The organism is Catalinimonas alkaloidigena, assembly GCF_029504655.1.
Classification (GTDB): domain Bacteria; phylum Bacteroidota; class Bacteroidia; order Cytophagales; family Cyclobacteriaceae; genus Catalinimonas; species Catalinimonas alkaloidigena.
This window is the reverse complement of record NZ_JAQFIL010000001.1, coordinates 2,431,633-2,456,598: the sequence shown is the minus strand read 5'-3', so window position 1 is coordinate 2,456,598 and position 24,966 is coordinate 2,431,633. Positions and strand designations below refer to the sequence as shown.

Here is a 24,966-nt window from a genome sequence, read left to right as displayed (position 1 = left end):
AAGATTTTAATGAAGTAAAGCAAACAACAGAAACCCATGTATATTACAGAGCAACACGAAATGGTGCGAAATTCGGTAAGGGATTTTGCCGAAACGGTGATTAAGCCTGTTGCCCGAGAACTGGATAAACAGGAAAAATTTTCATTAGCGCTTACCCGACAAATGGCTGAGATGGGCCTTTGTGGCATGACCATCGCCGAAGAGTATGGCGGACAAGGCATGGATAACCTTTCCTACATAATTGCAGTAGAAGAACTGGCGCGCATAGATGGCTCTCAAGCTGCTACCATCGCTGCCCACAATTCATTAGGAGTTGGTCCATTGGATAACTTCGGAACCCAGCAACAAAAAGAAAAGTACTTGCCTGCACTCTGCAGTGGTGAAGCACTGTGGGCATTCGGACTTACCGAGCCTGAGGCCGGTTCTGACTCACGAGGCAGTAAAACTACTGCCAAGCTCAAGGATGGAAAATGGATCATCAATGGTTCCAAGATATTTATTACCAATGGCGCCACTGAAATCACTGCCGGAACTACTGTACAGGCAGTTTCCGGAGAAAAGGGTGGTGAAAAGGAGTTCTCTACCATTATTGTTGAGAGCAACACGCCCGGTTTTGAGGCCAGTGAGATGCACGATAAAATGTGCTGGCGTGCTTCTAACACTTCCCAGCTCTTTTTTGACAATTGTGAAGTACCTGAAGATAACCTGTTAGGCGAAAGAGGACAGGGTTCTAAAATTATGCTCAAAACGCTGGACAGCGGACGGCTATCTATCGCGGCTATGGGATTAGGTCTTGCTCAGGGAGCGTATGAAATGGCTTTGGCATATGCCAAGGAACGTCAGCAGTTCGGGAAGCCTATCAGTAAGTTCCAGGCTATAGCCTTTAAGCTTGCGGATATGGCAACCAAAATAGAGCTGGCTAGAAACTTACTTTATAAAGCCTGCTGGCTCAAAGACAATGATCAACCTTTTGGAAAAGAAGCAGCCATGTCTAAACTCTACTGCTCCGAAATAGCCAAAGAAGTAGCCGATGATGCTGTACAAATACACGGGGGTTATGGCCTGATGGAAGAATACGACATTGAACGCTTTTATCGAGACCAACGCATTCTTCAGATTGGCGAAGGTACTTCGGAAATTCAACGTATGGTTATTTCCAGGCATATTGGCTGTTAAAATTTGAATTTTATGTCTGCACCTAATGCTGTCAAAATAACGGAATGTCCGAGGGATGCGATGCAGGGCATCAAAGCCTTCATACCTACGGAAGATAAGGTAAGGTATATGAATGCTTTGCTGAAAGTAGGCTTTGACACGCTGGATTTTGGCAGCTTCGTATCTCCTAAGGCAGTTCCTCAGATGCGAGATACAAAAGAAGTGTTGAAAAAAATGGATCTATCCCATTCATATTCTAAATTATTGGCTATAGTGGGTAATCTGAGAGGCGCAGAGGAAGCCTGTCAGCACGAAGCAATCTACTATATTGGTTTCCCTTTTTCCTTCTCACCTACCTTTCTGGAAAGAAACATTAACAGCACTGTTGATAAATCTTTTAACATGCTAAAGGAGCTGCTGGATCTGTGCAGGCAAAACAACAAACATTTAAGGGTATATATTTCTATGGCTTTTGGCAATCCCTACGGTGACGAATGGAATACCGAATTACTTCTTCACTGGATTGATCAATTGCACTGGGCGGGTGTGCGCCATATCGCCCTGGCGGATACGACCGGGATGGGGAATGCTTCTACCATAACTGAAGCTTTTCAAACCATCATTCCAAACTTCGCGGAAGTGAAATTTGGCCTTCACTTGCATACCACTTCAGTGGATTGGTATGAAAAAATTGACGCAGCTTACCAGAACGGTTGCCGCCACTTTGATGGGGTATTGAATGGTTTGGGAGGATGCCCGATGGCCGGACCGGAGCTGGTAGGAAATATTAAAACCGCTGATTTGCATTCCTATTTTGAGGAACATCGTGCTCAAACCGGGATTGACCAGGAAGCTTTTCAGCGGGCGCAACATATTGCCAATCAGATCATGCCTGTCCAGGGCTAAATATTTTTCTGATTACCTTACATCTCGCTTGGGAAAAAACTTTACATAAGAATATGGTAACTTTTTTGCTGTAATTCAAAAGGTGTAAATTGCCGCAAAAACCACAAGATGAAGAAGAATATAGCCGTTACTTCGGGAGGAACCTCTCACGAGTATATAGTATCCATGAAAAGTGCCACCACTATCATGGAATGTATTGATAAAACAAAACTTAATCCTTACCAGATCGTCATCAGCAAAGATGGCTGGTTTGCCCATGTGGGTGAACAAAAGTTCCCCATCAATAAAGACAACTTTTCCTTTAGCATGGATGGGCAAGAAATCACTTTTGACTTTGTTTACAATATAATTCATGGCACTCCGGGTGAGGATGGTAAAATTCAGGGGTATCTGGATTTATTAGGCATCCCCTATTCTGGTTGTGATGTAATAACCAGCTCGATTACTTTCAACAAAAACCTATGTAAGCGGATAATCGCCAGCTACGGAATCACTACGCCCCAATCGATAATGCTCAACCAGCAGATGGACTATAATATAAATCAACTGGCTGAAGAAATGAGCTTTCCGTGTTTTGTGAAACCCAATAATGGGGGGTCAAGTTTTGGCGCCAGTAAAGTGGATGAAGCATCCCAGTTAGCGTCTGCTATCCAACTGGCCTTTGAGCATGACAAAGAAGTTCTGATTGAAGAATATATCAAAGGTACCGAGATGACCTGTGGAGTTTACCTGAAAGAAGGTCAGGCGAAAGCACTTCCAATCACTGAAATCGTGTCCAGAAATGCTTTTTTTGATTACAAAGCCAAATATGAAGGCGACTCAGAAGAAATAACACCAGCCAGAATCAGTCAAGAACAAACTGCTGAGTGTCAGCGTTTGACTGAACAGATATACACCTTGCTCAATTGTCGGGGGCTGGTTCGGATTGATTATCTGGTAAAAGAAGGCGTATTTTATTTTATAGAAGCGAATACTACACCTGGATTTTCCCGAGAAAGCATTATCCCCCAGCAAATAAGCGCAGCCGGTTTGGATATTAATCAGATCGTAAATCAGCAAATAATCGTTTGATTTGGCCGTTATCAGAAACTACAAAGTAAAAATTATATCATGAATCTGTTCAAAGTGAACTCGTTAAAAGATGTATTGATTCATCTTAGCATTGTAATCATATTGGGCATTACATTACTCGTACTGTTTTTTTATGTATACCTTCCCAATTCAACCAATCATGGTGAAACAGTAACTGTACCCGATCTTGAGGGCATTCATCAGGACGACATAGATGAGTTTCTTACTAAAAGAAACCTGAGATACGAAGTTCTGGCAGATTCTGGTTTTACTGCTGAATATGAGCCCTTCACTATACTCAATCAGTATCCAGCACCTGGCTCTAAGGTAAAGGAAAACCGTAAAATTTTCCTCACCCTTAACGCGATCAACCCTCCTAAAGTAAAAATGCCTGATCTGGTGGATGGTTCTGTCAAAAATGCCCAACTTGTGCTGGAAAGTTATGGATTGACAAGAGGAAATATTAAATATGTACCTGATCTTGCCCAAAACGCAGTACTTGAACAGAAATATGAGGGTGATAACATAGAACCCGGCACCTTTATTCCTAAAGGATCAAAAATTGACCTGGTAGTGGGTGATGGTTTAGGCAATACAGTATTGGAAGTTCCCGACGTTAAGGGAATGGACCTGGAAGAAGCAGAATTTATCATAGTGGGCTCAGGATTAAAAGTGGGGAGCGTGTTATTCCAGGATCAGTCACTTTCAGGACAAGATGCGCGTGAAATTGTAGAAAACGCTGCACCTGGAGAACGTTATGTGGTTGCCCGGCAAAACCCTACTTTTGAGAAAAAAGTAAGAATAGGAGAAGAAATTGATATATGGCTTAACTTACTTGAAGATCAGGAGGATAGCATACTAGATAATGAAGAAGAGGAAGAGAATACTGACATTAGTGAAACTGAATAATATTCAATTGTTCAACCTATACTTTTGTAAAACTTATCCTATGATTGTAATGATGCTCCTGTGTTTAGGGAGTATCAGACTGGCAAATGCCCAAACTTCTTCAAAAAAGGTCTGGAATTATTTTCATCTTGTAAATGGCAATACTCAAAATAATATCAATAGCCGTGTAAAAAAACTGACGGCAGACACACTGGTGTTACCCTTTTGGGATGACTTTTCATATGCCAACACCAATTCCACCCGCATAGAACGCTATGTAGCAGATTCAAGCCTCTGGGCAGACGGTAGCCAAACGGTAAGAATCAATACCGGGCTGGCTATTAATCCCCCAACAGTAGGTATTGCTACATTTGATGGTGTTGATCAAAATGGTATGCCATATAGCCAGGTTCAAGCAGAGGAAGGGCTTGCTGACTCTCTGGTTTCCTTACCTATTAATTTAGCTGTAATACCAACAAATGAAAGACAGTCAGTTTACTTCAGTTTCTTCTGGCAAAGATTTGGGAGGGGTGAATTTCCCGACCCTGAAGATTCTATCCGTTTGCAATTTAAAAACGCTCAAAACCAATGGATAACCCAATGGTCCATGTCGGGGGGGGATACGGTTGTTACTGAACTTTTTGAGCAGGAAATGATACAGGTAATCAATCCTGGCTTTTATCATAGTGGCTTCCAATTCAGATTTCAGTCCTACAGCCGTTTATCAGGAGCGTATGATACCTGGAATATTGATTATGTTTACCTAAATAGCGGCCGGACTCCTTCCAACACAGCCTATCTTGACCGGGCACTGGCGAGCTTACCCGAATCTCCATTCGGAAAGTATACTGCCGTCCCGATGAAGCAGTTTGCCGCTTCACCGGAAAGCTACCTTGGGAATACCTCTGTTGAGTTTTATAATCTAAACGTTCAACTCCAGCCGGTACGATTTACGGCACTGTTGAGAGATCAGATGAGTGGTAATATTATTCAGGTGTTAAATGATGATAATGCACTCAGCCCAATTCCTCCGGGTTTAGAAAGACGAACTATCACCGCCGATCCATTAGATATAAATAATATTCTAAGTCTGGATCAAGATTCTTTATTTATAGAAACCGAATTTCATATTACTTCAGGAGATAACTATCTTATTGAGGAAATCCTTCCCGGAGATACGGTTTTTAATACGCAGGTAGACTATCGGGTGAATGACACTGTCCGAACAACCTATGTTCTGGATGAATATTTCGCCTATGATGATGGAGAAGCAGAATTTGGTGTAGAAATTAATCAAAACGGTGGTAAAGTTGCCTATCAGTTCAATGCTCCCCAAAAAGATTTACTCACCCATGTAGATATTTACTTTCCACCTTTGACAAGAAATCAGGCTTCAGTCCCTTTTCAGCTTATGGTCTGGAAAACACTGGAAGATAGTATTGGGGAGGAAGTTATATTGAGGGCTCAACAGTCACAGTCCACAGCTGATCAGTTAAACGAATTTATTTCAATTGAATTATCATCACCAGTGGTGGTGGAAGATACATTTTATATCGGATACGAGCAGCAGGGCGAATCATTTATTGCTATAGGATTTGACAAAAATACCGATGCTACTTCTAAAATCTTTTATAATGTGACCGGTGCATGGGCGCAAGACAGTACACTTAATGGTAGTCTGATGATGCGTCCCCGTTTTGACAAAAACAGGAATGTCAATGCGATTGACGAGCCAGTAGTAGAAAAACATGCTGATTTACTGGTTTTTCCAAACCCTACACATGGCAGCTTCAGGCTTAATAAAGCCTTTGAGGAAATCATTATTTATGATGCAGCTGGTAAAATTGTCAAGCAAATTAAAGGCGGTATAAACTATTCAGGTGAAATTGTAACCGATTTACCTTCAGGGATTTATTTATTAAAAATTGGAATTGATGATAAGCATATCATTCGCAAATTAATTGTACACTAAACCATTTTTTCATCAGAAATTTATCATGATCTGTGTCCTTAGTTGTGTACGATGTCTGGCTTGAATCTCTTCTTTTCCTCTCCCGATCACTTCACGATCATCATACATGATTCTATCTAATCGTGCCCAGCTACTGATATGGCGGTTAATTTTGTAACGTAATAACAGATAGTACTTAATACCGTGTCCAGCATAAGCGGGCACTGAAAACGTGTAAAGCAGATCATTTTCATAAAGATATTGCCGATTATTGTAATCATCTGTATTGATAAGCGCTATTCGGGAGTCTGCTTTCCAGCGTCCTAAACTATAGCTTATATCCTGGGCTACTACCCACCCATTCGTTAAGGAATCAGCTAAACTAAAGCTACTGGAATGAATTCGTGTCTTAAGTCCGAATCTTTCATTGATATCGTGATCTAATAAAAATACCATGTTTTTTCTAACACCTTCACCCACACTTCTGAAAAGCAGTGTATCTGAACTTACATTTATTCCTTTATTTTCTTCTCTAAACTGCAATACAAACTTAGTATTACGATTCAGTTGATAATCTGCTCTCAGTAAATACTCATATCCGGTTGAAGGAGCATCAACTCTATATTTTAACCAGGGGAAGCGGAAAACATCATAGTATGCGCCGAGGGTAAGTTTTGCCAAAGGTTCTATTTTTAGCCCCCAGTACAAACCCTCTTCATTTACGTTTCTGGTATTTTCTCCAAAAGCATTTCCATATTGACTGTAAAAACCTTTGCTATAATTCCGGTATAACCAAACACTTTCAACGTAAGAGTTTAGTGCTCCGCTCACTCCCGCCAGAAAAGCATATTGATTTGTGCCGGAAAGAGCAAATTCGGCAAAAGAATACCAATGTTGGTACTGATAAGAATAATATACACTTCCTATTTCATGGTTATTTCCTTCAAAATCATATTTTTTATAGAGTGATGAAGTAGGTATTAAGGGTAAAGAATAAGTTGTAAACAATAGATTTATACCAGCCTGTAGATTTTGAAAACGATTGGCGTAATGCAAATTTGTCCCTGTTGAAGTAACATGTACTGAATTTTTATCCAGCAACTCATCTCTGTTTCTATGCATGCCGCTAAGATCAAAGCTATTGAAGTACTTTGTCTGATTGCTTAAGTCTGAATGTATTTTGGCATGTTGTGCATGTGAGGAATAGAGTGCCGTGAGTTGAAGATGTTTTTTTCTGAGAGGTAATTTCCAGCTTAATGTACCGCCCCGAAAATAGCCCATTTCAGTGCTAGAGGTATATGGCTTTACACCATATTGACTTCTACCCACTGACCGTACTGTCATTGCTCCTTTTCCCAAGCCTAAGCCACCACCAAATACTAACTGCTGACCAGACTGAAAGCTGTAATCGCCTATTGTAATCTGTTCAAAAGGCCCTGCTCTTTCAATCTGAAAATGTCCGGAAACAAAGTCTGCCCCATACTTAGTTTGAGCAGGATTCCAGTCAATTGTTTCACCAGCATCTTTCTCCATAGTAATCCCCAAGCTTATACTGCCTGGTTTTGAAATACGCAGCCTGGTATATAATTGCTCAGGGCTACCTTCGTAATATGTTTTACCATCATTATCTAAAATTGAGTCAGTTGATATAAACCCTTTTTTGGCCTCTAGCACTGATGACTGCCGAATGATAAAATACCGGTTGTCTGCACCTTTTAATCTGCTCAGCAGGCTCAAGCGTCTATTTTCTGGTGGTTTGATGTGTATGAAAGGCAATAAAGCATTAATTACCTCTTCATCAAGCGACGGAATAACTGCTAGTTCATATTTACTCAGTAATAGCCCATAGTACTCTCTGTACTTAATAATATTGTTGATCTGTCTTTCTGACAAGAAGAAAAACCTCCTCAGATCGCTGGCAGATGCACTATTCAGGTTCAGTGGCTCCTGGTAGAATTGGATCAGATTTTCATACAACTGCTCACCCTCAACGCCCTCTTCATATTGGTTTTGCAAAACATTTTCCAGTACCTTTTCGAGGTTTAGACTTGAGTATTCCTGTGCATAAACTGTAAATCCTCTACCAATAATCAGAAAAATTAACCACCACCTTCTATTTCTTCCCATGATCCCTGAGTTGATATACCACATTTAGCTGTTGAGATATTCCCAAGTATGCATGGGTCTCTAACGCGTAATCAAAATCAATTACATTATGATTCATTCCTAAGCCAAGAAAAAACTGACCTATGCTTTCAGTATTTACTCCGCTTCTGATGATAAAGCTTTTTAAGGGACTGTATGCTAAACCAAATTTGAAAAGTGGCCTTTCATCAAGTTCGTAACTTAATTCCATCAAAGTGCTTAACTTTTCATCCGGACGATAACAAAACCCACTACTTAATATGGTAGGCACTTTTTCTTCAGTCTCACGAGAGACTAAAGCTTGATTGATATTAGTAATCATCATACCAAATCCAAGACTGGGTAGCAGTTGCATGATACCTCCAATATCCACTACGGTTACAAATCGTGTATCCGCACCTTCCATTTGATACTGATGCTCACTTAATCTGGCTCCCATACTAAATTGGTCAATCTTATGTCCATAACTAAGGCTGACGATATGCTGACTAAAAAGCTGATCGCCAAACCTTGTAAAACTCACTGCGGCAGTAGAATTGGCTAAAGGGTGCAGATAGGCTGCACTTACAGAAGTAATGCCTTCTATAAAACCATATTTGTTGTAATAGCCGGCAAATACTTCTCTATTTCTTACAGCAGAAAGACTTGAAGGATTGGCAAAAATCCCGCTGCGCCCCTTTAAGGCAGCGGTGGCATAAGCCAAACCAGCAGCTTCAGCCCCCATAGTAATATGTTGAGCATTTAACTTACCAGCATTAAAAAGCCCAAATAATAATAGCGTAATTATAATTTTTTTTAAACCCTGCATATTCATCTAAGTAAGTTTTACTGAGTGAATGTACTCTATTATTTAGTAGGCTTCTTGTAAATTGTTAGATGATTCTGACAAACGTATTATGAAAACGAAATGAAAAGTCTGTACAGCTGTCTAATTATATGTGTGTGTACCTACAGTACACTTAAAGCACAATTTAGTGATGACTTCGGTGATGGAGATCATACAGCCAATCCAGCCTGGATAGGAAATACTGACAAGTATGAGATTGATGGTGCTCAAAAATTACATCTCAATGCACCGGCAGAAACAAGTTTTGCTTACATCAGCACATCCTCAAATGCGATAGGCGAGAGTGAGTGGCTTTGGCATACTGAGATAAGCGAGAACCCTTCTTCAACAAATTACCTGAAAACATACCTGGTCTCTGATCAACATGAACTTGATGGTAGCTTGAATGGCTATTTTGTTAAAATTGGAGGAACAAATGATGAAGTAAGTCTCTTCCGTCAGGATGGACTGAATGAAACCCTAATCATTGATGGCCTGGATGACAGAGTTAATACCAAACCAGTAAAGATTCAGGTAAGAGTTACCCGTGACCTGGAGGGTAACTGGTCGTTACAAGTTAAACCTGACGGCTCTTCTACCTTCGTTGAAGAAGGAAGTGCTTTTGATGACACGCATACGCAATCATCGTTTTTTGGCTTTTATTGTAAGTATACCTCCACACGCTCCAATGCTTTTTATTTTGATGATGTAATCGTTGACGGGGGACCGATTCCCGACCAGGAAGCACCAGTTTTAAAAAATCAGCTTACAAGTTCTGCCAGTGAGGTTAAATTGATTTTCTCTGAACCCCTGGAGCCTGCTACAGCATTAGCAAAAAGCAATTACCAGCTAAATGGAAATGAAGTAGAAGCCATTGCATATGAGAATGATACGGTAAAGCTGACATTTATATCCGATTTTCCGAATGCTGTTAAGCAGCAGCTAAACATCAAAAATATTGAAGATGTGCATCAAAATGCAATTGCAGATACCTTAATAGAAATATTTTACTTTGAAAAAGTAAAAGCAAGTTGGGAGAGCTTAGTGATTAATGAAATCTTTCCTGATCCTACGCCAAGCTTAGGGGAATTTCCTGACGAGAGTGATGCTGAGTTTATCGAAATCTATAATCCGGGTCCTCATCCTTATGACTTACTTGGTTGGAATCTCAATGATAAAATACTACCCAACTTTATTTTACATGCAAATGAGTACGTGATTTTGTGTAAGCCAGAATATCGTGATGCTTATGAACAGTATGGCAATGTGATCAGCCTAAGTAGTTGGCCTACATTATCCAATTCCGGAGGGAGCATTCTACTGCAGGATGATGCAATGGACATAATAGATAGTATTAGCTATACTTCCACGGTATTAGAAGAGGGGACTTCTTTAGAAAGAATTTATATCACTTCTCCATGTGGAGGACAAGCAAATGTGGCCGTTTCCCAGTATGTGAACGGAGCTACTCCTGGAGAAAAGAATAGTATATTCTCAGATAAAACAGACATTATTGGCCCCGTACTTATTCATGTTAAAGCAATAAATGAGGATAGCTTGCTACTCTCTTTTGACGAAAAAGTTTACCTGAATGAGCCTTATACTTCAAGGATCAATGTAGATAACAATATATTTCCTCTGCATATCGACTATGTTTCTGAAGATTCTACTCAACTCTTACTTGTCTTTGAAAATGAACTGGGATCAGATCAATTTCATACAATCTATATACCTGATGCATATGACTGTAATGGAAATAACAGTAAGATTGAAAAGAGTTTTTATCTTGACCTTCATGTCCCTGAAGTTGAAAGAATTATAGTAATTGATACCACCGAAATTCTGGTACAATTCTCAGAAAAGCTGCTGAAGGAAAATGCTGAGAAGGATAGTAATTTTAGGATTCTCTCCCTTGATGAACATCCAAAGAAAGCAGTTTTGAGTGAAGATAGTTTAAGCGTGCACTTAAGCTTTTCTTCAAATTTTGATTTACATGATACTTTAATACTAAGTATTGTATTGATTGAAGACATTTACCAGAATCAAATTCTTTCAGCGTCACCTGAAGTAGCACCATTTGTTTATGTATCAGAGATATTGAAGCTGAGTATCATCAATGCATATCAGATTGATGTATTATTTGAAAATGTACCCACTGAAAGTTCAGCTACTGAAACTCTTAACTATTTTATTGACAGAGAGATAGGTAACCCCTCTAAGGTCGTCAGAAATAAAGATAACCCGGGATTATTTCATCTCATTTTGAAAAATTCTCTTTCTCCAAATAAAGCACATACACTGAGTATCAATAACCTTTATAGCTCGAGTGATAAGTTGTTATCCACACCTAATGAGCATTTTTTTTACGACACAAAAGGCCCCGCTCTTACTCAAGTACGAATAACTGATGCACATCAGATAGCTGTACATTTTGATGAGATGATTGATACAGTTTCACTCAAAAACCTAATTGTTTTGATCAATGGTGACACCGCAAATTACTCCAATGTTTTTTGGTACGAAGACCAGCTTCACCTTACGCTAGTAAATGCTTTGGAGCAGGAAAAGAATCATCAAATCGCATTTGATGGACTCTTAGATCTGCAATCCAATTCCTCCGACCCAAAAAAAAGTTTTGATTTTCTTTTGGATCAGCTTCCACCAAAGTTGGACAGTGCTTATGTATATTCGCCAAAACAGCTCATGCTGGTTTTTCACGAACCTTTGCTGATTGAAGATTATCCCCCTGAATATTTCTTAGAAATGCTTAAGCCTGCTGATGAGGCAAAAGAAGTTAAGTTTTACCAGCTAAGCCCCAAAAAGGTTTTATTTACGTTTGATGTCCCTTTAATTGTTGAAGACATTAATATCCGTATTAAAAACTTTAGTGACATTCAGACCAATCAAATGGAAACTGAAGTCGAACATTCTATTAAACATAATCCACCAGAAGTCGGTCATCTTGTGCTATTATCAAACCAGCATATATTGCTTAGTTTCACGTCAGATATCTCAGCGCTTAATCTTAAATCAGGCAATTTTACTGTAAATAATGGGTACGTACCGGAGGCTGTAAAGAAAATATCTAATTGTGAGCTTGAACTAGAATTTGCAGAAGCTTTTTATGAGTTTACTGATTATTCACTCAACTTCAAGCATGAAGGGAAGCAACAAAAAATCTCCTTTTCATTTCAGGATCATGTGGAAAGTGTATCACTGAACGGTGCATCAACAGTTACCATTTCTTTTGATATACCATTGGAAAGCAGTAATGCTGAAAATAGTAAAAACTACTCCCTTAACTCACTTGTACAACCACTGGCAGCAGTATACCTTTCTGAAATACAATCTGTTCAACTGCTATTTGATAGTACTATTGATCCAACTAGTTTACAAACAATTACTCTCAAGCACTTAAGGGACATTGACCATAACATAATTCCCCAATCAGAGCATCTTTTTGGAAAAATTAATTCTCCTAAATTTCAGCAGCTACTTATCACTGAAGTTATGGCAGCACCATCTTCAACCAGCAGTTTGCCAGACGCTGAGTATGTTGAAATTTATAATGCAAGTGACTCCCCATTACAACTTAAGGATGTACAATTGGCTGATCCACAGAAAAAGTCAGGATTAGGTGATAAATGGATAGCACCCGGAGAGTATTTGATTTTATGCAATAACAATAAGGTAAGCGCAATGTCTGATTTTGGCAATTGCTTGGGCGTTATTGGGTTTCCCAATCTAAATGATAATACTGACACTCTTAGATTGTTGAGCACGGAAGGCGATGTGATTCACGAAATGGCTTACCATAAAGATTGGTATAATGATACTTACAAAAATCAGGGAGGATGGTCTTTAGAAATGATAGACACTGATTTCCCTTGTCAGCAAGAGTCTAATTGGACAGCCTCAGTAGATCCTAAGGGAGGTACTCCCGGCAGTAAAAATTCTGTTCAACAAAGTAATCCTGACCTTCAAGCCCCCCATCTTTTAAAAGCTGTAGCTGACGATAGTGTGACTGTCATACTTACCTACAACGAAATACTTAGCATGGCCGAGTATCATCCAAGTAATTTTCAGATAGAAAACATTAGAGTCAATCATATTGCTATTTTACCAAATCTACATCAGATCAAACTAACACTAGACAATGCACTTGAAGCAGGGACCGAATATACATTGTCCATCAAATTTGTATCAGATTGCTCAGGCAATGTGCAACAGAAAGAAACTGCAAAGGTTATCTTAGCGGATGTGCATCAAAGAAATGATATTTTAATCAGTGAGATATTGTTTCATCCCCGAAGTGGAGGTGTTGATTTTGTAGAACTATTCAATAAATCAGAAAAACACCTGAATCTCAAAAATTGGTCATTAGCTACTTCAAAGGATGATCAGGTTGTGAATAAGAGCCTGATTAGCGATGAAAGCCTGGTCATTGCTCCTGGAAATTATCTTGCCATCACGGAAGACACAAAAATATTAAAGGGGGACTATCCCCACTCAAAGAATGAGCACCTATGGAAAAGTCATACCTTTCCACCTTTACTGGTGGATGGAGGAACACTTTTGCTGCTAGATGAACATGATAGCATCATGCAAAAAATACAGTTTTCTCCAGATATGCACCATCCCCTGATTCAGGAAAGTAAGGGTGTTTCCTTAGAGAGAATCAGCTGGAATGATAACGAAAACAATCCTGAATATTGGCAATCTGCTGCTTCCACAGTTGGATATGCAACCCCTGGGTTTCAAAATTCTCAACGATTTCATAACACTTTCTCCCAAAAAAGTTTATCCATCATACCACCAATATTCTACCCTGATCAATCCGGTCATAGTGATTATACTACCATCAATTTTAATATTGAAAAAGCAGGGAGTATTGGAAACCTTAAAATTTTCGACACCAGTGGTAAACTGGTCAGACAATTAGTTTCAAACTATTCTCTGGGTGAGAGTGGTTTTGTCACCTGGGATGGTACAGATGACAACAAAAAAAGAGTAAAAACGGGATACTATATTGTCTGGATGGAGGTTTTTAACACAGAGGGAGTAGTTCAGATTCTAAAATCTAAAGTAGTTGTAGGAACAAAATATTGAAAGCATCCTTAAGCTGAGAAAAGTAGCTATAAAAGCATGAATAAACTCGAAAGACTGATTTACAAAGGAGAGAACGAAAAAGTAGATTTCAAACAAACCATTTCTGATCCTTATAAAATTGCGAAAACAATAAGTTCGTTTGCGAATACTAAAGGTGGAAAAATACTGGTTGGGGTAAGAGATGACAAGACTATTATGGGTATTGATCCTGAAGAAGAAAAATATGTGTTGGATACTGCTGCTGACTTCTATTGCTCACCTCCTATCAGACTCTCATACGAAGAGTTTGAAGACGAAGAAGAAGAGAAAACTGTATTGATAGTCAGTATCAAAGAAAGTAAACAGAAGCCTCATCAGGTAAGGGATGAAAACCATCAACATCTGGTATACATCAGACAAAGAGATAAAAGTATTCCGGCCAGTAAACAAATGATTACACTCATGCAAAAGGGTAGTCTTCCTGCTTCACCTTCTGCTATTCATATATTAAAAGGGGCAGGCTTTAATGAAAAAAAACTCCTGGATTTTCTTCAAAAACATGAAAAAATTACTGAAAAACAGTTCATGCAAATCGTCAATATCTCAAAGAGAAGGGCCCACCGTTTACTTACCGAACTTACAATAAAAGGAGCAATCAGAATGCATGATCACGAAAAAGAAAATTATTATACACTCTGAATATTTTCATGAGATATGGATTGGGTGTTATTATATAGTGGTGCTTTCTTCTTTTGAATATCTGAATTTGGTATTTGCACTTCAACTTTGGTAAAGCACCCCTCCTCACTATCAAGGCCAATGCTACCATTAAGTTTTTGTAAAGCCTCCCTAACAATATATAAGCCTAAGCCTGCTCCCTCAGCCTTCGTAACATCTTTATAAAATAGATTAAAAATTTTGTCAAATGATTGCTTTCTTATACCGATTCCATTATCCTCAATAATAAATCTGAAATTGTTGTTATCCTTATGGATGCTAATCTCTACATAAGACTGGCAATTGCTCATATTGCTATACTTAATGGCATTTTCAATCAAATTTTCCAAGATCAGGCGAATCAGTTTGGGCTTGGAGACTAGCTTGATACCGTTTTCAGCATAGATTCTCACAAAAACATTTCTGGAAATAATCTGCTCCTGCAAGTCATTGAGAATGGAATTAATAACGCAATCAATTTTAAATTCAGATAGTGGCTGTTCAGTACTAATTACCTCGTTTATTGCTTGCAATTTACCTAACATCCCCTCCATCTGTAGTATTTCCTGATCTGCATTTTTGATTAGCATATAATCATTTTCATGTTGACTCACAACATCAATTTTGGACCTTAAATAGCTTAATAACTTATTTCCTCCTTTTACCCTTAGCTTACTATATGCTAATCCTGAGGTTACGATGTTAGCTCTTTTTTTGTTCAGCTTTAAATAATATGCTATTCCCTTTTTTCTAACTTCTGCCTTGTAGTTCATCCAAAGTGTAAGCCATCGTGTACCGTACCACTGAGTAAACCTTTGTATCATAAAGTGATGTTTAGAGACGACAATAAACACTACCAAATTATGCAATATAAATTATGTATATAATGCAATTTTACTCAAATTGATATTCTGTAAGCTTTTTACTTGCTTTCAAAAAATAGCATAAACATGAGAATAAGCGTTGTATTTAAGCCTATTCCCTATAATTTCGTATATTCAGCTTATTAATATGTATAAACAAAATCTCATGAAAAAGAAGAATAGCGACACTCTTCACAGTTCAAGAAGAAAGTTCATCAAATCCACTGGTGCAGCTGCAGTTGGAAGTGGCCTTGCGCTTAATTTTATCAGCCCCCGTGAAGCTAAGGCAAACATCAATGCAGATACACTAAGAGTTGGCTTGGTTGGTTGTGGGGGACGTGGTACGGGTGCTGCAAATCAGGCACTTAAAGCAGATGATAATGTAGTCATTACAGCGATGGCAGATGTATTTCCTGACAGAATGCAGCAAAGCATGGAAAGCTTGACTAAGGCTCACGGCAATAAAGTTCAGGTTGATCAGGAACATCAGTTTATTGGTTTTGATGCATACAAAAAACTTATCGCCTCTGATGTAGACGTAGTATTACTGGCTACCCCTCCTGGTTTCCGTCCCGATCACCTGACAGAAGCCGTCAATGCCGGTAAACACGTTTTCTGTGAAAAACCAATGGCAGTAGATGTACCTGGTATTAAAAAAATAATGGATGCAGCAAAAAAGGCAAAGGAGCAAAATACTTCTTTGATGGGTGGCTTCTGCTGGCGCTATCATTACCCTAAGAGAGAGACTTTCAGTCGTATCCTTGATGGATCAGTAGGAGACATCAATACAGTATACAATACTTATAATACAGGGACGCTCTGGTCTAAAGAAAGACAAGCTGACTGGACTGAAATGGAGTATCAGATGCGTAACTGGTTATACTATAATTGGCTTTCTGGAGATCATATCGCTGAACAAGCTGTTCATAGTTTAGATATGATGGCCTGGGCATTGGGAGATGAAAAACCAATAAGTTGCATGGGTACTGGTGGCAGGCAGGTAAGAACCGACCCTAAATTTGGTCATGTTTACGATCATTTTGCTATTGTATATGAGTTTGAGGGAGGAAAAAAAGGTTTTCATTTTAGCCGTCAGCAATTTAACTGTGCCAATAGCTATGCTGTTGAAGTGATGGGAGACAAAGGTAAAGCGGTTGTGGATTGTATTCGTAATGTCCATGAAATTAATGCCGATGAGCGTTGGCGTTACCGGGGTGATGCAAATGATATGTATCAGACCGAGCATGATGAACTGTTTGCCGCTATTAGGAAGGATCAAGCTGTAAATGATGGTGATTATATGTCACAGAGCACCATGTTAGCTATTATGGGAAGAATGGCTGCATATACCGGGCAAACAATTACCTGGGATGAAGCTATGAATTCACAGGAAAAACTAGGGCCGGACACAGAGCAATACAGCTGGAATCTTAAGTATCCTACCCCAGAAGTGGCCATGCCAGGCATTACAGAATTTAGTTGATCTAATGAGTATGAGACGAAGAGATTTTGTGAAATTGAGTAGTGCTGCTGCAATTGGCAGTAGCATTCCTTTTTATAGTAAGGCAACATCATCAGCTGTAGTTCCTAAACTAAAAATCAAGAAGAGTTTAAAGTACAGCATGGTAGATGTAAAAATGCCTATTGTGGATCAGTTTAAAATGCTACGTGACATTGGTTTTGATGGAGTTGAAATGGACTCCCCCAGTGAACTGAAGGTTGATGATGTACTCAAGGCAAAAGAGCAATCAGGTTTGGAGATACCAGGCGTAATAAATTCTATGCACTGGAAAGCGCCTCTCTCTGATCCGGATCCCGAAGTTAGAGCAAAATGTCGTAAAGCAACCGAAACTGCTTTGAAAGATTGCAAAGCCTACGGTGGTACTACTGTTTTGCTAGTGCCAGGTGTAGTTAATCAGCAGGTAAGTTATCGGGATGCCTATCAACGTTCTCAGGAAGAAATAAAGAAAATTATTCCTGTAGCTGAAGAAACGGGTGTTAAGATAGCCTTTGAAAATGTCTGGAATAACTTTTTACTTAGTCCCTTAGAGGCAGCCCGATATGTTGATGAGTTTGATAGTGATATGGTAGGCTGGTATTTTGACGTGGGTAATATCGTACGTTACGGCTGGCCAGAACATTGGATAGAAGCGCTGGGAAACCGAATATTAAAACTGGATATAAAAGAATATAGCAGAACCAAACAACAAAATGAGGGTATTTGGAAGGGCTTTGATGTAGAATTGTTGAAGGGCGATTGTAACTGGCCTGAAGTTAATAAGGCTTTAGAGAAAATTGGTTATGAAGGTTGGGCTTCAGCAGAAGTTAAAGGAGGTGGCCGTGAAAGATTATCAAGTATCTCTAAAAATATGGATGCTATCTTTGGCTTAGCTTAGCCAAGTCAAAACATAAAATTAAAAGGCATTTCGCTATCGAAATGCCTTTTTTTATTAATATCTACTGTACTTTCTCTTTCTTAAATAAGCTTTAAAAAGCCCAAAAATAATTATCAAAAGGATAGGACCAACCAGATTTAGTATTTGATAAAAAAGTGCACTTTGTTGTACTTTTACCTGATCAAGCGGACGTATCTGAATTTCTTTTTTTCTTGCATTGATCAACCCACTCTCATCTGTCAGATACGATAAGGTATTCACCACAAAGTCTTTATTGGCATAAGTCCTCTCAGTTATGGGATCATAGCCAAGGGGTAGAGGATTGCCATTGCTTCGGTTGATATCATTTCTTATCAAATCTCCATCAGCCACAACAACAAGTTTGGTAGGGACGCTCTCATCTTTATAGCTGCTTTGATTAGCAATATCCGGAAGAATACGATTTTTGAATAATGAAGTAAAACTACCTTCCAACAGGTAAGCTATGACTTGGGAACCTGACGTAAAATTTTCAGGCTGAGGGGCCTGCCTCAACTGATTTAAATCCACAATCATGGGTGTCTGCAAGACCTTTGAGTATTGAGAAGTGAAAATTAATGGTGTTTTCTTCACTCCCGCTGTAGCTACAGTATCTATCTCACTGGTGAAACGCAGGAAATTGGCATCCATATTTTTTACTACCGGATGTTCCCCGTATTTATTAACGATTGGGAAAAAAGGCCAGGGTAAGGAGACTATCTGAGGTTGTCCCCCAACTTCTCCCACAACAAACGGATATACACCTGACTTGATATCCTGCACCAAGGTTTTATTGATGCGAACTCCATAGCGAAACAATTGGTCGTCAAGGTTCAGGTCATAAGGAAATGCGATGGATCCATTTTCACCTATGCTATCCATTTCAATACGTAGAGGATCAATAAAGAACATCACTTTACCACCGCTCATGATGTATTGATCTATTTTGTACTGAGCATCCTTGTCAAAGTGGTCAGAGGGTTTGTTAATCATCACCACATCTACATCAGGAATTGAGGTCACTTCAGGGAGGTTGATCTCCGATACATCATAATATTCAGTGAGCACATTGAGTAAGCCAGCAATATCCACACCTTCCAGTTCTCCATGACCTTTCAGTAAACCTACTTTTTTCTTTTGGGTACCCATAAGCTTACGGATACCTTTCGCAAGTTCGTATTCCACATTTTCAATGGATTGGTTAAGAGCTTCCTCAGAACCGGCTGCACGGTCTCCATTCAGTAGCATCACTCCCGCCTGCTTTCCCTGATAATTTATGATAGCTCCGGGAACTATCAGCTTCTGCCTCCTTTGTCCATCTTCTTCATCATATACATAGGTAGGTTCTATACCAAAGTCAGCAAGTCTGGCAAAAAATGCCTGCTGCTCTTCTTTGGCAACGGTTGTCAAAGGGTCAACATAACGAACACGCAACTCATCTCCTGCATATACATTAAACTCTTCTAGCGTTTCTTCCACACTTCTTTCCAAACGTTGGAAGCCTGCGTTTACTTCTCCATCAAGATAGATAATGACTTCTACCTTATCCTCTAGTTCTTTTAGTAAGCTTTTAGTAGCTGCTGTTATGCTATAACGTTTTTCTTCAGTTAGATCCAGACGAAAAAAATATTGCTGTGCTACTACATTAATAGCGATCAATATTGCAAGACCAATGCCTAACTTAGAAAGGTCTTTCCACATAGCTTTTCTGTCAGGCACTATTTTATTGGATTGCTGTTTTTTAACTGTTTGCATTGCTTACCACTTTCTGCTTCCTAATATCAACTGCGTCAACAAAATCATCAGAATCATCACTGAAAGAAAATAAATCAGATTCCGTGAATCAATCAGACCACGGCTCATAGCATCATAATGATAAAGAATTCCCAACTGACTAATTACAAAATTTGCTTCTCCCCAGATGTCTAATGAAGCCAGTGAACTAAGTCCACTAAATAATAAAAAACAGAAAAACACAGCCAGGATAAATGCAATGACTTGATTTTCAGTGATTGAAGATGCTAAAATTCCGATGGAAGTAAAAACACCCCCTAATAATATTAATCCAATGTACGAACCTACAATACCTGCTGAATCTACATTACCTACCGGACTTCCCAGCTGATACACTGAAAAGTAGTAAATCAAAGTTGGGATAAGCGCAAAAACCACAATAAGCCAGGAAGCAAAGAGCTTCCCCATGATAAGTTGTATGTCTGAGATAGGCTGTGTTAACAACAATTCCATAGTGCCGGCTTTTTTCTCTTCCGCAAAGCTTCGCATGGTTATCGCAGGTATGAGAAACATAAATACGTAGGGACTTAAGGAAAATAAAGTATACATATCAGCATAACCGTACTGCAAAATGCTGGTTTCCGGAAACACCCACATCAGTAAACCTGTACCAGTGAGAAAAACAGCGATTACGATATAAGCGATGAGCGAGTTAAGATAGGAATTGACTTCTTTTACGAACAATTGCCACATGGATGATTCCTAATTTAAGGTTAAGTTGCGGAATATTTCCTCCAGAGAATTACCATACACACTGACCTCTTCATTTTTATGCTGCTTCATTTCCAGCAGAACAAGTTGGTGATTGCAGGCAAACTGAAATATATGAGGTCGTAAGTCTTCAAAACCTGACTCACCTTTCAGTAAAAAAGCGTTGGTATCCAAAGTCTCAATACCTGTGACACCCGGAATTTGATTTAACAATTTTACATCGGGTGGGATAGCAAACTCCAGACTAACAATTTGTTGCTGACTCACTGAAACAGTCTCTTTAGACTGCAGGTCTTTAATATCACTATCAATCACAATATTTCCCCGATTGATGATCACTACCCTGTCACAAAGAGCCTGCACTTCTTGCATGATATGAGTGGAAAAAATGACCGTTTTTTGTGCGCTGATGTCTTTGATCAAACGTCTGATTTCAGATAGTTGGTTAGGGTCCAGACCTGTAGTAGGCTCATCTAGGATTAAGACCTGGGGGTCATGAATCAATGCCTGGGCCAGTCCCACGCGTTGACGATAACCTTTGGACAAAGAGCCTATTAATTTGTTTTGTTCCAATTCTAATCCACACAAGTTAATCATCTCCCCTACTCTCTCACGAAGTGTTTTACCCGACAAGCGGTACATACTGCCAATGAACTGAAGATATTCACAAACGTACATATCCAGGTACAAGGGGTTGTGTTCAGGCAAATAGCCAATATGTTTTCTTACTGCCAGAGACGATTCTACAACATCAAGATCACATACAGAAACACTTCCACTGGTGGGGGGCAAATAAGCAGTGGCAATCTTCATGGTAGTCGTTTTACCCGCTCCATTTGGGCCAAGAAAACCTAGAATTTCTCCCGCCTTAGCCTCAAATGAGATCGCATTTACTGCTACCTGTTTTCCAAAAACTTTTGTGAGTTGATTTACCTTCAAAGACATAGTCAAAATTAGCAATAAGCCGATCACTTAACGTATTCTTAGCCTTAAATATTCCATTTATTTAAACAGAATGTATGTTATTTAAGAAAGTTCTACAATCATGACTTGACATTCTACTTTTTCTACGAACAAATCATAAGTTTACTATCTGTACGCTTAGTATTGTGAAAAGCAAGAATAAAATTGATCATGAGCTAATTCCATTTTCTAAACTGATATAAACTTGTATAAACATTTTTTTCTACCAATATTAATTCAATGATATTGTAATGAAGTTTACTTGTCTGACATAAATATTAACAAACTTGAAATACGACATTGTTGTGATCGGTGGAGGGATAGTAGGCCTTGCCACAGCTTTAAAGATAAAAGAACAAAAGCCTGCAATAAAACTGGCACTTATAGACAAAGAAAAAAAAATTGCTACACATCAGACCGGGCATAATAGTGGTGTGATACATTCCGGCATTTACTACAAACCAGGTAGCCTCAAAGCCAATAATTGTATTCGCGGTTATCAGATGCTGCTTGAGTTCTGCGATAATAACGATATCCCTTATGAATTATGTGGTAAGGTGATTGTAGCTACCAACCAGAATGAAGTACCTCAGCTGGATAAAATTTATGAAAGGGGGGGGCAAAATGGACTCAAAAACCTCAAGAGAATTTCTGAGGCTGAGCTCAAAGAACATGAGCCTCATGTCAATGGAATTGATGGAATATTTGTACCTCAGACAGGAATTATAGATTACAAATCTGTCGCTGAAACCTACGCAAAATTGATTGAGGACTATGACGGTAAAATTTACTCCGGACAGAAAGTAGTAGACATTATTAGCCAGGCAGGTGAGACACATGTTGTTACCGATCAAAGTACATTTCAAACACGTCTGGTTGTGAATTGCGCGGGACTCTATTCTGATAAAATCGCGAGTTTAACTTCTCAGAAGCTGAACCTTAAGATCATTCCATTCAGAGGTGAGTATTATGAAATCAAAGCTGAAAGACAGTACCTTGTAAAAAATCTGATTTACCCAGTCCCTGACCCTAATTTTCCTTTTTTGGGGGTACATTTCACAAGAATGATTCAGGGTGGTGTGGAGGCAGGTCCCAATGCGGTACTTGCATTTCAGCGTGAAGGTTACACCAAATCAGATATCAACCTTAAAGAGTTGGCCGAGACACTCAGTTGGCCCGGCTTTCAGAAAGTTGCTATGAAATACTGGAAAACAGGTGTTGGAGAAATGTACAGGTCTTTTTCAAAAAGTGCATTCACCAAAGCACTGCAAAAACTTATTCCCGAAATCCAGGAGGATGATTTGCTAGCAGCAGAGGCTGGGGTGCGTGCGCAAGCCTGCGACCGTAAAGGAGGTCTTATAGACGATTTTCTTATTCTGGAAGAGAATGAAGCCATAAATGTATGCAACGCACCATCACCTGCTGCAACTTCCTCACTTTCCATTGGTCAAACTGTATCGGAGCTCGCCTTAAAAAGGTTTGGAAGCTGAATAAACTAACCTGCTTATGCCTATGTTTTCTAAAGAAGAGCTAGAACGATACAGTAGACACTTAATTATTCCTGATTTCAATATAGAGGGGCAGAAAAAACTAAAAAACGCCCGTGTATTGGTGGTTGGCTGTGGAGGCTTGGGAGCACCTCTCCTTTCCTATTTAGTAGCTGCAGGTGTAGGGACTATAGGCATTGTAGACGATGATGTTGTGGACCATACTAATTTACAACGTCAGGTACTTTTTACGGAGGAAGATTTGGGTAAATCCAAAGTTGAAGTGGCGGCTAACAGACTCTCTATTCAGAACCCATTTGTAGATATCATCAAGTACAATGTGAAACTAACTTCTGAAAATGCGCTGGACATCATCAAGTCCTATGATGTAGTAGCTGATGGTACTGATAATTTCCCGACACGTTATCTCGTAAATGATGCCTGTGTCTTATTAAATAAAGTAAATGTTTACGCCTCTATTTATCGTTTTGAAGGACAATTATCAGTTTTCAACTTTACTGACCAAGAAAAAAATTTAGGGCCAAATTATCGAGACTTGTTTCCAACGCCTCCACCACCTGATGCAGTACCAAGTTGTGCTGAAGGGGGCGTGCTAGGCGTTTTACCTGGGATCATGGGAAGTTTACAGGCCAATGAGGTTATTAAAGTCATCACAGGCATAGGAGCGCCATTGTCAGCAAAACTCTTCATTCTGGATACCCTTAGTTTTGAAACTACGACCTTAAAATTCAAACGAAATCCGAAAAACCCTCTAAATGGCGAGCATCCATCCCAGAAGGGACTCATTGATTATTACAAATTTTGTGGTTTAAACCGTTCGCAGGATTTTTCTACTAAAGATATCAGTGTCAGTGATCTATACCAATGGATGCAGAAGGAAGTAGATTTTCAGCTTATTGACGTCCGTAAACCCTATGAATATGAGATTGCCAATATTGGGGGCCAGCTAATACCTTTGGATCAAATTGAAAAATATATCAACCAAATTGACAAAGGTAAAAAGGTTGTAATTCATTGTCGTACGGGAAAAAGAAGTGCACAGGCCATCAAATTACTTCATGAAAAATATGGTTTTAAAAATCTCCTGAATCTCAAGGGCGGCATTTTAGCTTGGGCTGATACAATTGACCTTTCAATGGCTAAGTATTAGAGAAATAAAATTTATCCTCTGGTCTGGATTTTCTTTTAAGACTTCTTGAGAGCGCATCTCCTGAGCATGAAACCTAAAATAGGCCATGATCAAACCTCCGATTCAAAAAATTATCCAACTGATAAATATTTCTTCCCATTCTAATTTTGAAAGCTCAAAGTTGATTTTCCATAAATATGCAAAAGTTGATGTAATCAGCCCCCATATCAGTCCTTCTTGAAAAATTAATTTCCATTTTTTCTGCCTAGGAACTTTCCATTTTTGCAAATGCTTTAGCTCTTTATACCTTTCTCACACTAAACCTTATATTAAGGTCGTATCTAATGACCAAACTTTAAGCTCATCCGGACAATTAGCCAGTAGTTCTACTTGTGATTTATTAAACACAGGGTGGATAAAATCCGGATTTAGTTCACACATAGGCACTAAAGTAAATCTTCTGTTCTGTATCTCAGGATGTGGTAGCGTTAATTCTTCATCATCAATCAATAATTGATCATAATAGAGAATATCAATATCAATTAGCCTTTCTCTCCACTTACCGAGTTTTATTTTGCCAATTTTATACTCAATAAGCTGAATAGAGTTCAGCAACTTGTGTGGAGATAATTCACTATCAATTTTCACAACCTGGTTATAAAAAGAGGGTTGATTGCTTACTCCCCAGGGTTCTGTTTCATAAACATTAGAAGCCTTAGTGATTGCTCCTACTGTTTTTTCTATTTCTTTTTGTGTATCGGCTAAAACTTGTAATCGGTCACCGAGATTACTACCTAACAATAAATATATTCCTATGCTTGACTTCACGAGAGATTA

18 protein-coding genes are annotated in these 24,966 nt (G+C 39.0%); 11 read left to right on the top strand and 7 right to left on the bottom strand.

What is annotated here, in order from left to right; genetic code table 11:
• Positions 1 to 36: 36 nt before the first annotated feature.
• The 5 genes from OKW21_RS10035 to OKW21_RS10015 all read left to right on the top strand — a co-directional run bounded on the left by OKW21_RS10035 (position 37) and on the right by OKW21_RS10015 (position 5,992).
• Positions 37 to 1,176 (top strand): acyl-CoA dehydrogenase family protein, encoded by a 1,140-nt coding sequence (locus OKW21_RS10035; RefSeq protein ID WP_277479285.1) that lies wholly within the window; start codon positions 37 to 39, stop codon positions 1,174 to 1,176.
• A gap of 12 nt (positions 1,177 to 1,188) precedes the next feature.
• Positions 1,189 to 2,061 carry a hydroxymethylglutaryl-CoA lyase gene (locus tag OKW21_RS10030; protein ID WP_277479284.1) on the top strand — a complete coding sequence of 291 codons (873 nt, stop codon included), beginning with the start codon at positions 1,189 to 1,191 and terminating at the stop codon, positions 2,059 to 2,061.
• 108 nt (positions 2,062 to 2,169) lie between these two features.
• Positions 2,170 to 3,132 carry a D-alanine--D-alanine ligase gene (locus OKW21_RS10025; RefSeq protein WP_277479283.1) on the top strand — a complete coding sequence of 321 codons (963 nt, stop codon included), beginning with the start codon at positions 2,170 to 2,172 and terminating at the stop codon, positions 3,130 to 3,132.
• A 39-nt stretch (positions 3,133 to 3,171) separates the two neighbouring features.
• Complete coding sequence (locus OKW21_RS10020) at positions 3,172 to 4,041, top strand: PASTA domain-containing protein (RefSeq protein ID WP_277479282.1); 870 nt, start codon at positions 3,172 to 3,174, stop codon at positions 4,039 to 4,041.
• 40 nt (positions 4,042 to 4,081) lie between these two features.
• Positions 4,082 to 5,992, top strand: a complete 1,911-nt coding sequence (locus OKW21_RS10015; protein ID WP_277479281.1) for a T9SS type A sorting domain-containing protein — start codon at positions 4,082 to 4,084, stop codon at positions 5,990 to 5,992.
• Positions 5,993 to 6,004: 12 nt separating this feature from the next.
• Here the strand turns inward: OKW21_RS10015 and OKW21_RS10010 are convergent, their stop codons facing one another.
• Both OKW21_RS10010 and OKW21_RS10005 read right to left on the bottom strand, forming a co-directional pair.
• Positions 6,005 to 8,098 carry a helix-hairpin-helix domain-containing protein gene (locus OKW21_RS10010; RefSeq protein WP_277479280.1) on the bottom strand — a complete coding sequence of 698 codons (2,094 nt, stop codon included), beginning with the start codon at positions 8,096 to 8,098 and terminating at the stop codon, positions 6,005 to 6,007.
• Positions 8,085 to 8,930 (bottom strand): PorV/PorQ family protein, encoded by an 846-nt coding sequence (locus tag OKW21_RS10005; protein ID WP_277479279.1) that lies wholly within the window; start codon positions 8,928 to 8,930, stop codon positions 8,085 to 8,087. Before OKW21_RS10005 ends, OKW21_RS10010 begins: the two co-directional genes overlap by 14 nt.
• A gap of 126 nt (positions 8,931 to 9,056) precedes the next feature.
• Here OKW21_RS10005 and OKW21_RS10000 point away from each other — a divergent pair, with 126 nt between their 5' ends.
• On the top strand, positions 9,057 to 14,051 hold the full coding sequence (locus OKW21_RS10000; protein ID WP_277479278.1) for a lamin tail domain-containing protein: 4,995 nt from the start codon (positions 9,057 to 9,059) through the stop codon (positions 14,049 to 14,051).
• A 36-nt stretch (positions 14,052 to 14,087) separates the two neighbouring features.
• The gene (locus OKW21_RS09995; RefSeq protein WP_277479277.1) at positions 14,088 to 14,729 is read left to right on the top strand and encodes an RNA-binding domain-containing protein; all 642 of its coding nucleotides are present in this window, start codon (positions 14,088 to 14,090) and stop codon (positions 14,727 to 14,729) included.
• Here the strand turns inward: OKW21_RS09995 and OKW21_RS09990 are convergent.
• Positions 14,717 to 15,571 carry a sensor histidine kinase gene (locus OKW21_RS09990; RefSeq protein WP_277479276.1) on the bottom strand — a complete coding sequence of 285 codons (855 nt, stop codon included), beginning with the start codon at positions 15,569 to 15,571 and terminating at the stop codon, positions 14,717 to 14,719. The genes OKW21_RS09995 and OKW21_RS09990 overlap by 13 nt on opposite strands.
• 205 nt (positions 15,572 to 15,776) lie before the next feature.
• Here OKW21_RS09990 and OKW21_RS09985 point away from each other — a divergent pair, with 205 nt between their 5' ends.
• Together OKW21_RS09985 and OKW21_RS09980 are read left to right on the top strand one after the other, a co-directional pair.
• The gene (locus OKW21_RS09985) at positions 15,777 to 17,093 is read left to right on the top strand and encodes a Gfo/Idh/MocA family protein (RefSeq protein ID WP_277479275.1); all 1,317 of its coding nucleotides are present in this window, start codon (positions 15,777 to 15,779) and stop codon (positions 17,091 to 17,093) included.
• 10 nt (positions 17,094 to 17,103) lie between these two features.
• Positions 17,104 to 18,006 (top strand): sugar phosphate isomerase/epimerase family protein, encoded by a 903-nt coding sequence (locus tag OKW21_RS09980; protein WP_277479274.1) that lies wholly within the window; start codon positions 17,104 to 17,106, stop codon positions 18,004 to 18,006.
• Positions 18,007 to 18,060: 54 nt separating this feature from the next.
• Here the strand turns inward: OKW21_RS09980 and gldG are convergent, their stop codons facing one another.
• From gldG to gldA, 3 genes are read right to left on the bottom strand one after another with little or no spacing between them, the layout of a single operon-like run.
• Positions 18,061 to 19,779 carry a gliding motility-associated ABC transporter substrate-binding protein GldG gene (gene gldG, locus OKW21_RS09975; RefSeq protein WP_277479273.1) on the bottom strand — a complete coding sequence of 573 codons (1,719 nt, stop codon included), beginning with the start codon at positions 19,777 to 19,779 and terminating at the stop codon, positions 18,061 to 18,063.
• A 3-nt stretch (positions 19,780 to 19,782) separates the two neighbouring features.
• Entirely contained in the window at positions 19,783 to 20,511 is a 729-nt protein-coding gene (gene gldF / locus OKW21_RS09970) for a gliding motility-associated ABC transporter permease subunit GldF (protein WP_277479272.1), read from the bottom strand.
• 9 nt (positions 20,512 to 20,520) lie between these two features.
• A complete protein-coding gene (gene gldA / locus OKW21_RS09965; RefSeq protein ID WP_277479271.1) occupies positions 20,521 to 21,474 on the bottom strand; it encodes a gliding motility-associated ABC transporter ATP-binding subunit GldA in 954 nt (317 codons plus the stop codon).
• Positions 21,475 to 21,779: 305 nt separating this feature from the next.
• Here gldA and lhgO point away from each other — a divergent pair, with 305 nt between their 5' ends.
• Positions 21,780 to 22,982: an L-2-hydroxyglutarate oxidase gene (gene lhgO / locus OKW21_RS09960; protein ID WP_277479270.1), complete on the top strand. Its 1,203-nt coding sequence runs from the start codon at positions 21,780 to 21,782 to the stop codon at positions 22,980 to 22,982.
• Positions 22,983 to 23,004: 22 nt separating this feature from the next.
• Positions 23,005 to 24,150 (top strand): molybdopterin-synthase adenylyltransferase MoeB, encoded by a 1,146-nt coding sequence (gene moeB / locus OKW21_RS09955; RefSeq protein WP_277479269.1) that lies wholly within the window; start codon positions 23,005 to 23,007, stop codon positions 24,148 to 24,150.
• A 303-nt stretch (positions 24,151 to 24,453) separates the two neighbouring features.
• Here moeB and folK read toward each other — a convergent pair whose 3' ends face one another.
• A complete protein-coding gene (gene folK / locus OKW21_RS09950) occupies positions 24,454 to 24,957 on the bottom strand; it encodes a 2-amino-4-hydroxy-6-hydroxymethyldihydropteridine diphosphokinase (protein ID WP_277479268.1) in 504 nt (167 codons plus the stop codon).
• Between the last annotated feature and the right edge of the window lie 9 nt (positions 24,958 to 24,966).

Bases quoted from the DNA above. Each gene is read 5' to 3' on its own strand.
- OKW21_RS09995 (WP_277479277.1), top strand. From the start codon at position 14,088: ATGAATAAACTCGAAAGACTGATTTACAAAGGAGAGAACGAAAAAGTA.
- OKW21_RS09990 (WP_277479276.1), bottom strand. From the start codon at position 15,571: ATGATACAAAGGTTTACTCAGTGGTACGGTACACGATGGCTTACACTT.
- OKW21_RS10010 (WP_277479280.1), bottom strand. From the start codon at position 8,098: ATGGGAAGAAATAGAAGGTGGTGGTTAATTTTTCTGATTATTGGTAGA.
- gldG (WP_277479273.1), bottom strand. From the start codon at position 19,779: ATGCAAACAGTTAAAAAACAGCAATCCAATAAAATAGTGCCTGACAGA.
- OKW21_RS10005 (WP_277479279.1), bottom strand. From the start codon at position 8,930: ATGAATATGCAGGGTTTAAAAAAAATTATAATTACGCTATTATTATTT.
- OKW21_RS10015 (WP_277479281.1), top strand. From the start codon at position 4,082: ATGATTGTAATGATGCTCCTGTGTTTAGGGAGTATCAGACTGGCAAAT.
- gldA (WP_277479271.1), bottom strand. From the start codon at position 21,474: ATGTCTTTGAAGGTAAATCAACTCACAAAAGTTTTTGGAAAACAGGTA.
- OKW21_RS09985 (WP_277479275.1), top strand. From the start codon at position 15,777: ATGAAAAAGAAGAATAGCGACACTCTTCACAGTTCAAGAAGAAAGTTC.
- OKW21_RS09980 (WP_277479274.1), top strand. From the start codon at position 17,104: ATGAGACGAAGAGATTTTGTGAAATTGAGTAGTGCTGCTGCAATTGGC.
- gldF (WP_277479272.1), bottom strand. From the start codon at position 20,511: ATGTGGCAATTGTTCGTAAAAGAAGTCAATTCCTATCTTAACTCGCTC.
- OKW21_RS10030 (WP_277479284.1), top strand. From the start codon at position 1,189: ATGTCTGCACCTAATGCTGTCAAAATAACGGAATGTCCGAGGGATGCG.
- OKW21_RS10025 (WP_277479283.1), top strand. From the start codon at position 2,170: ATGAAGAAGAATATAGCCGTTACTTCGGGAGGAACCTCTCACGAGTAT.
- OKW21_RS10035 (WP_277479285.1), top strand. From the start codon at position 37: ATGTATATTACAGAGCAACACGAAATGGTGCGAAATTCGGTAAGGGAT.
- moeB (WP_277479269.1), top strand. From the start codon at position 23,005: ATGTTTTCTAAAGAAGAGCTAGAACGATACAGTAGACACTTAATTATT.
- OKW21_RS10020 (WP_277479282.1), top strand. From the start codon at position 3,172: ATGAATCTGTTCAAAGTGAACTCGTTAAAAGATGTATTGATTCATCTT.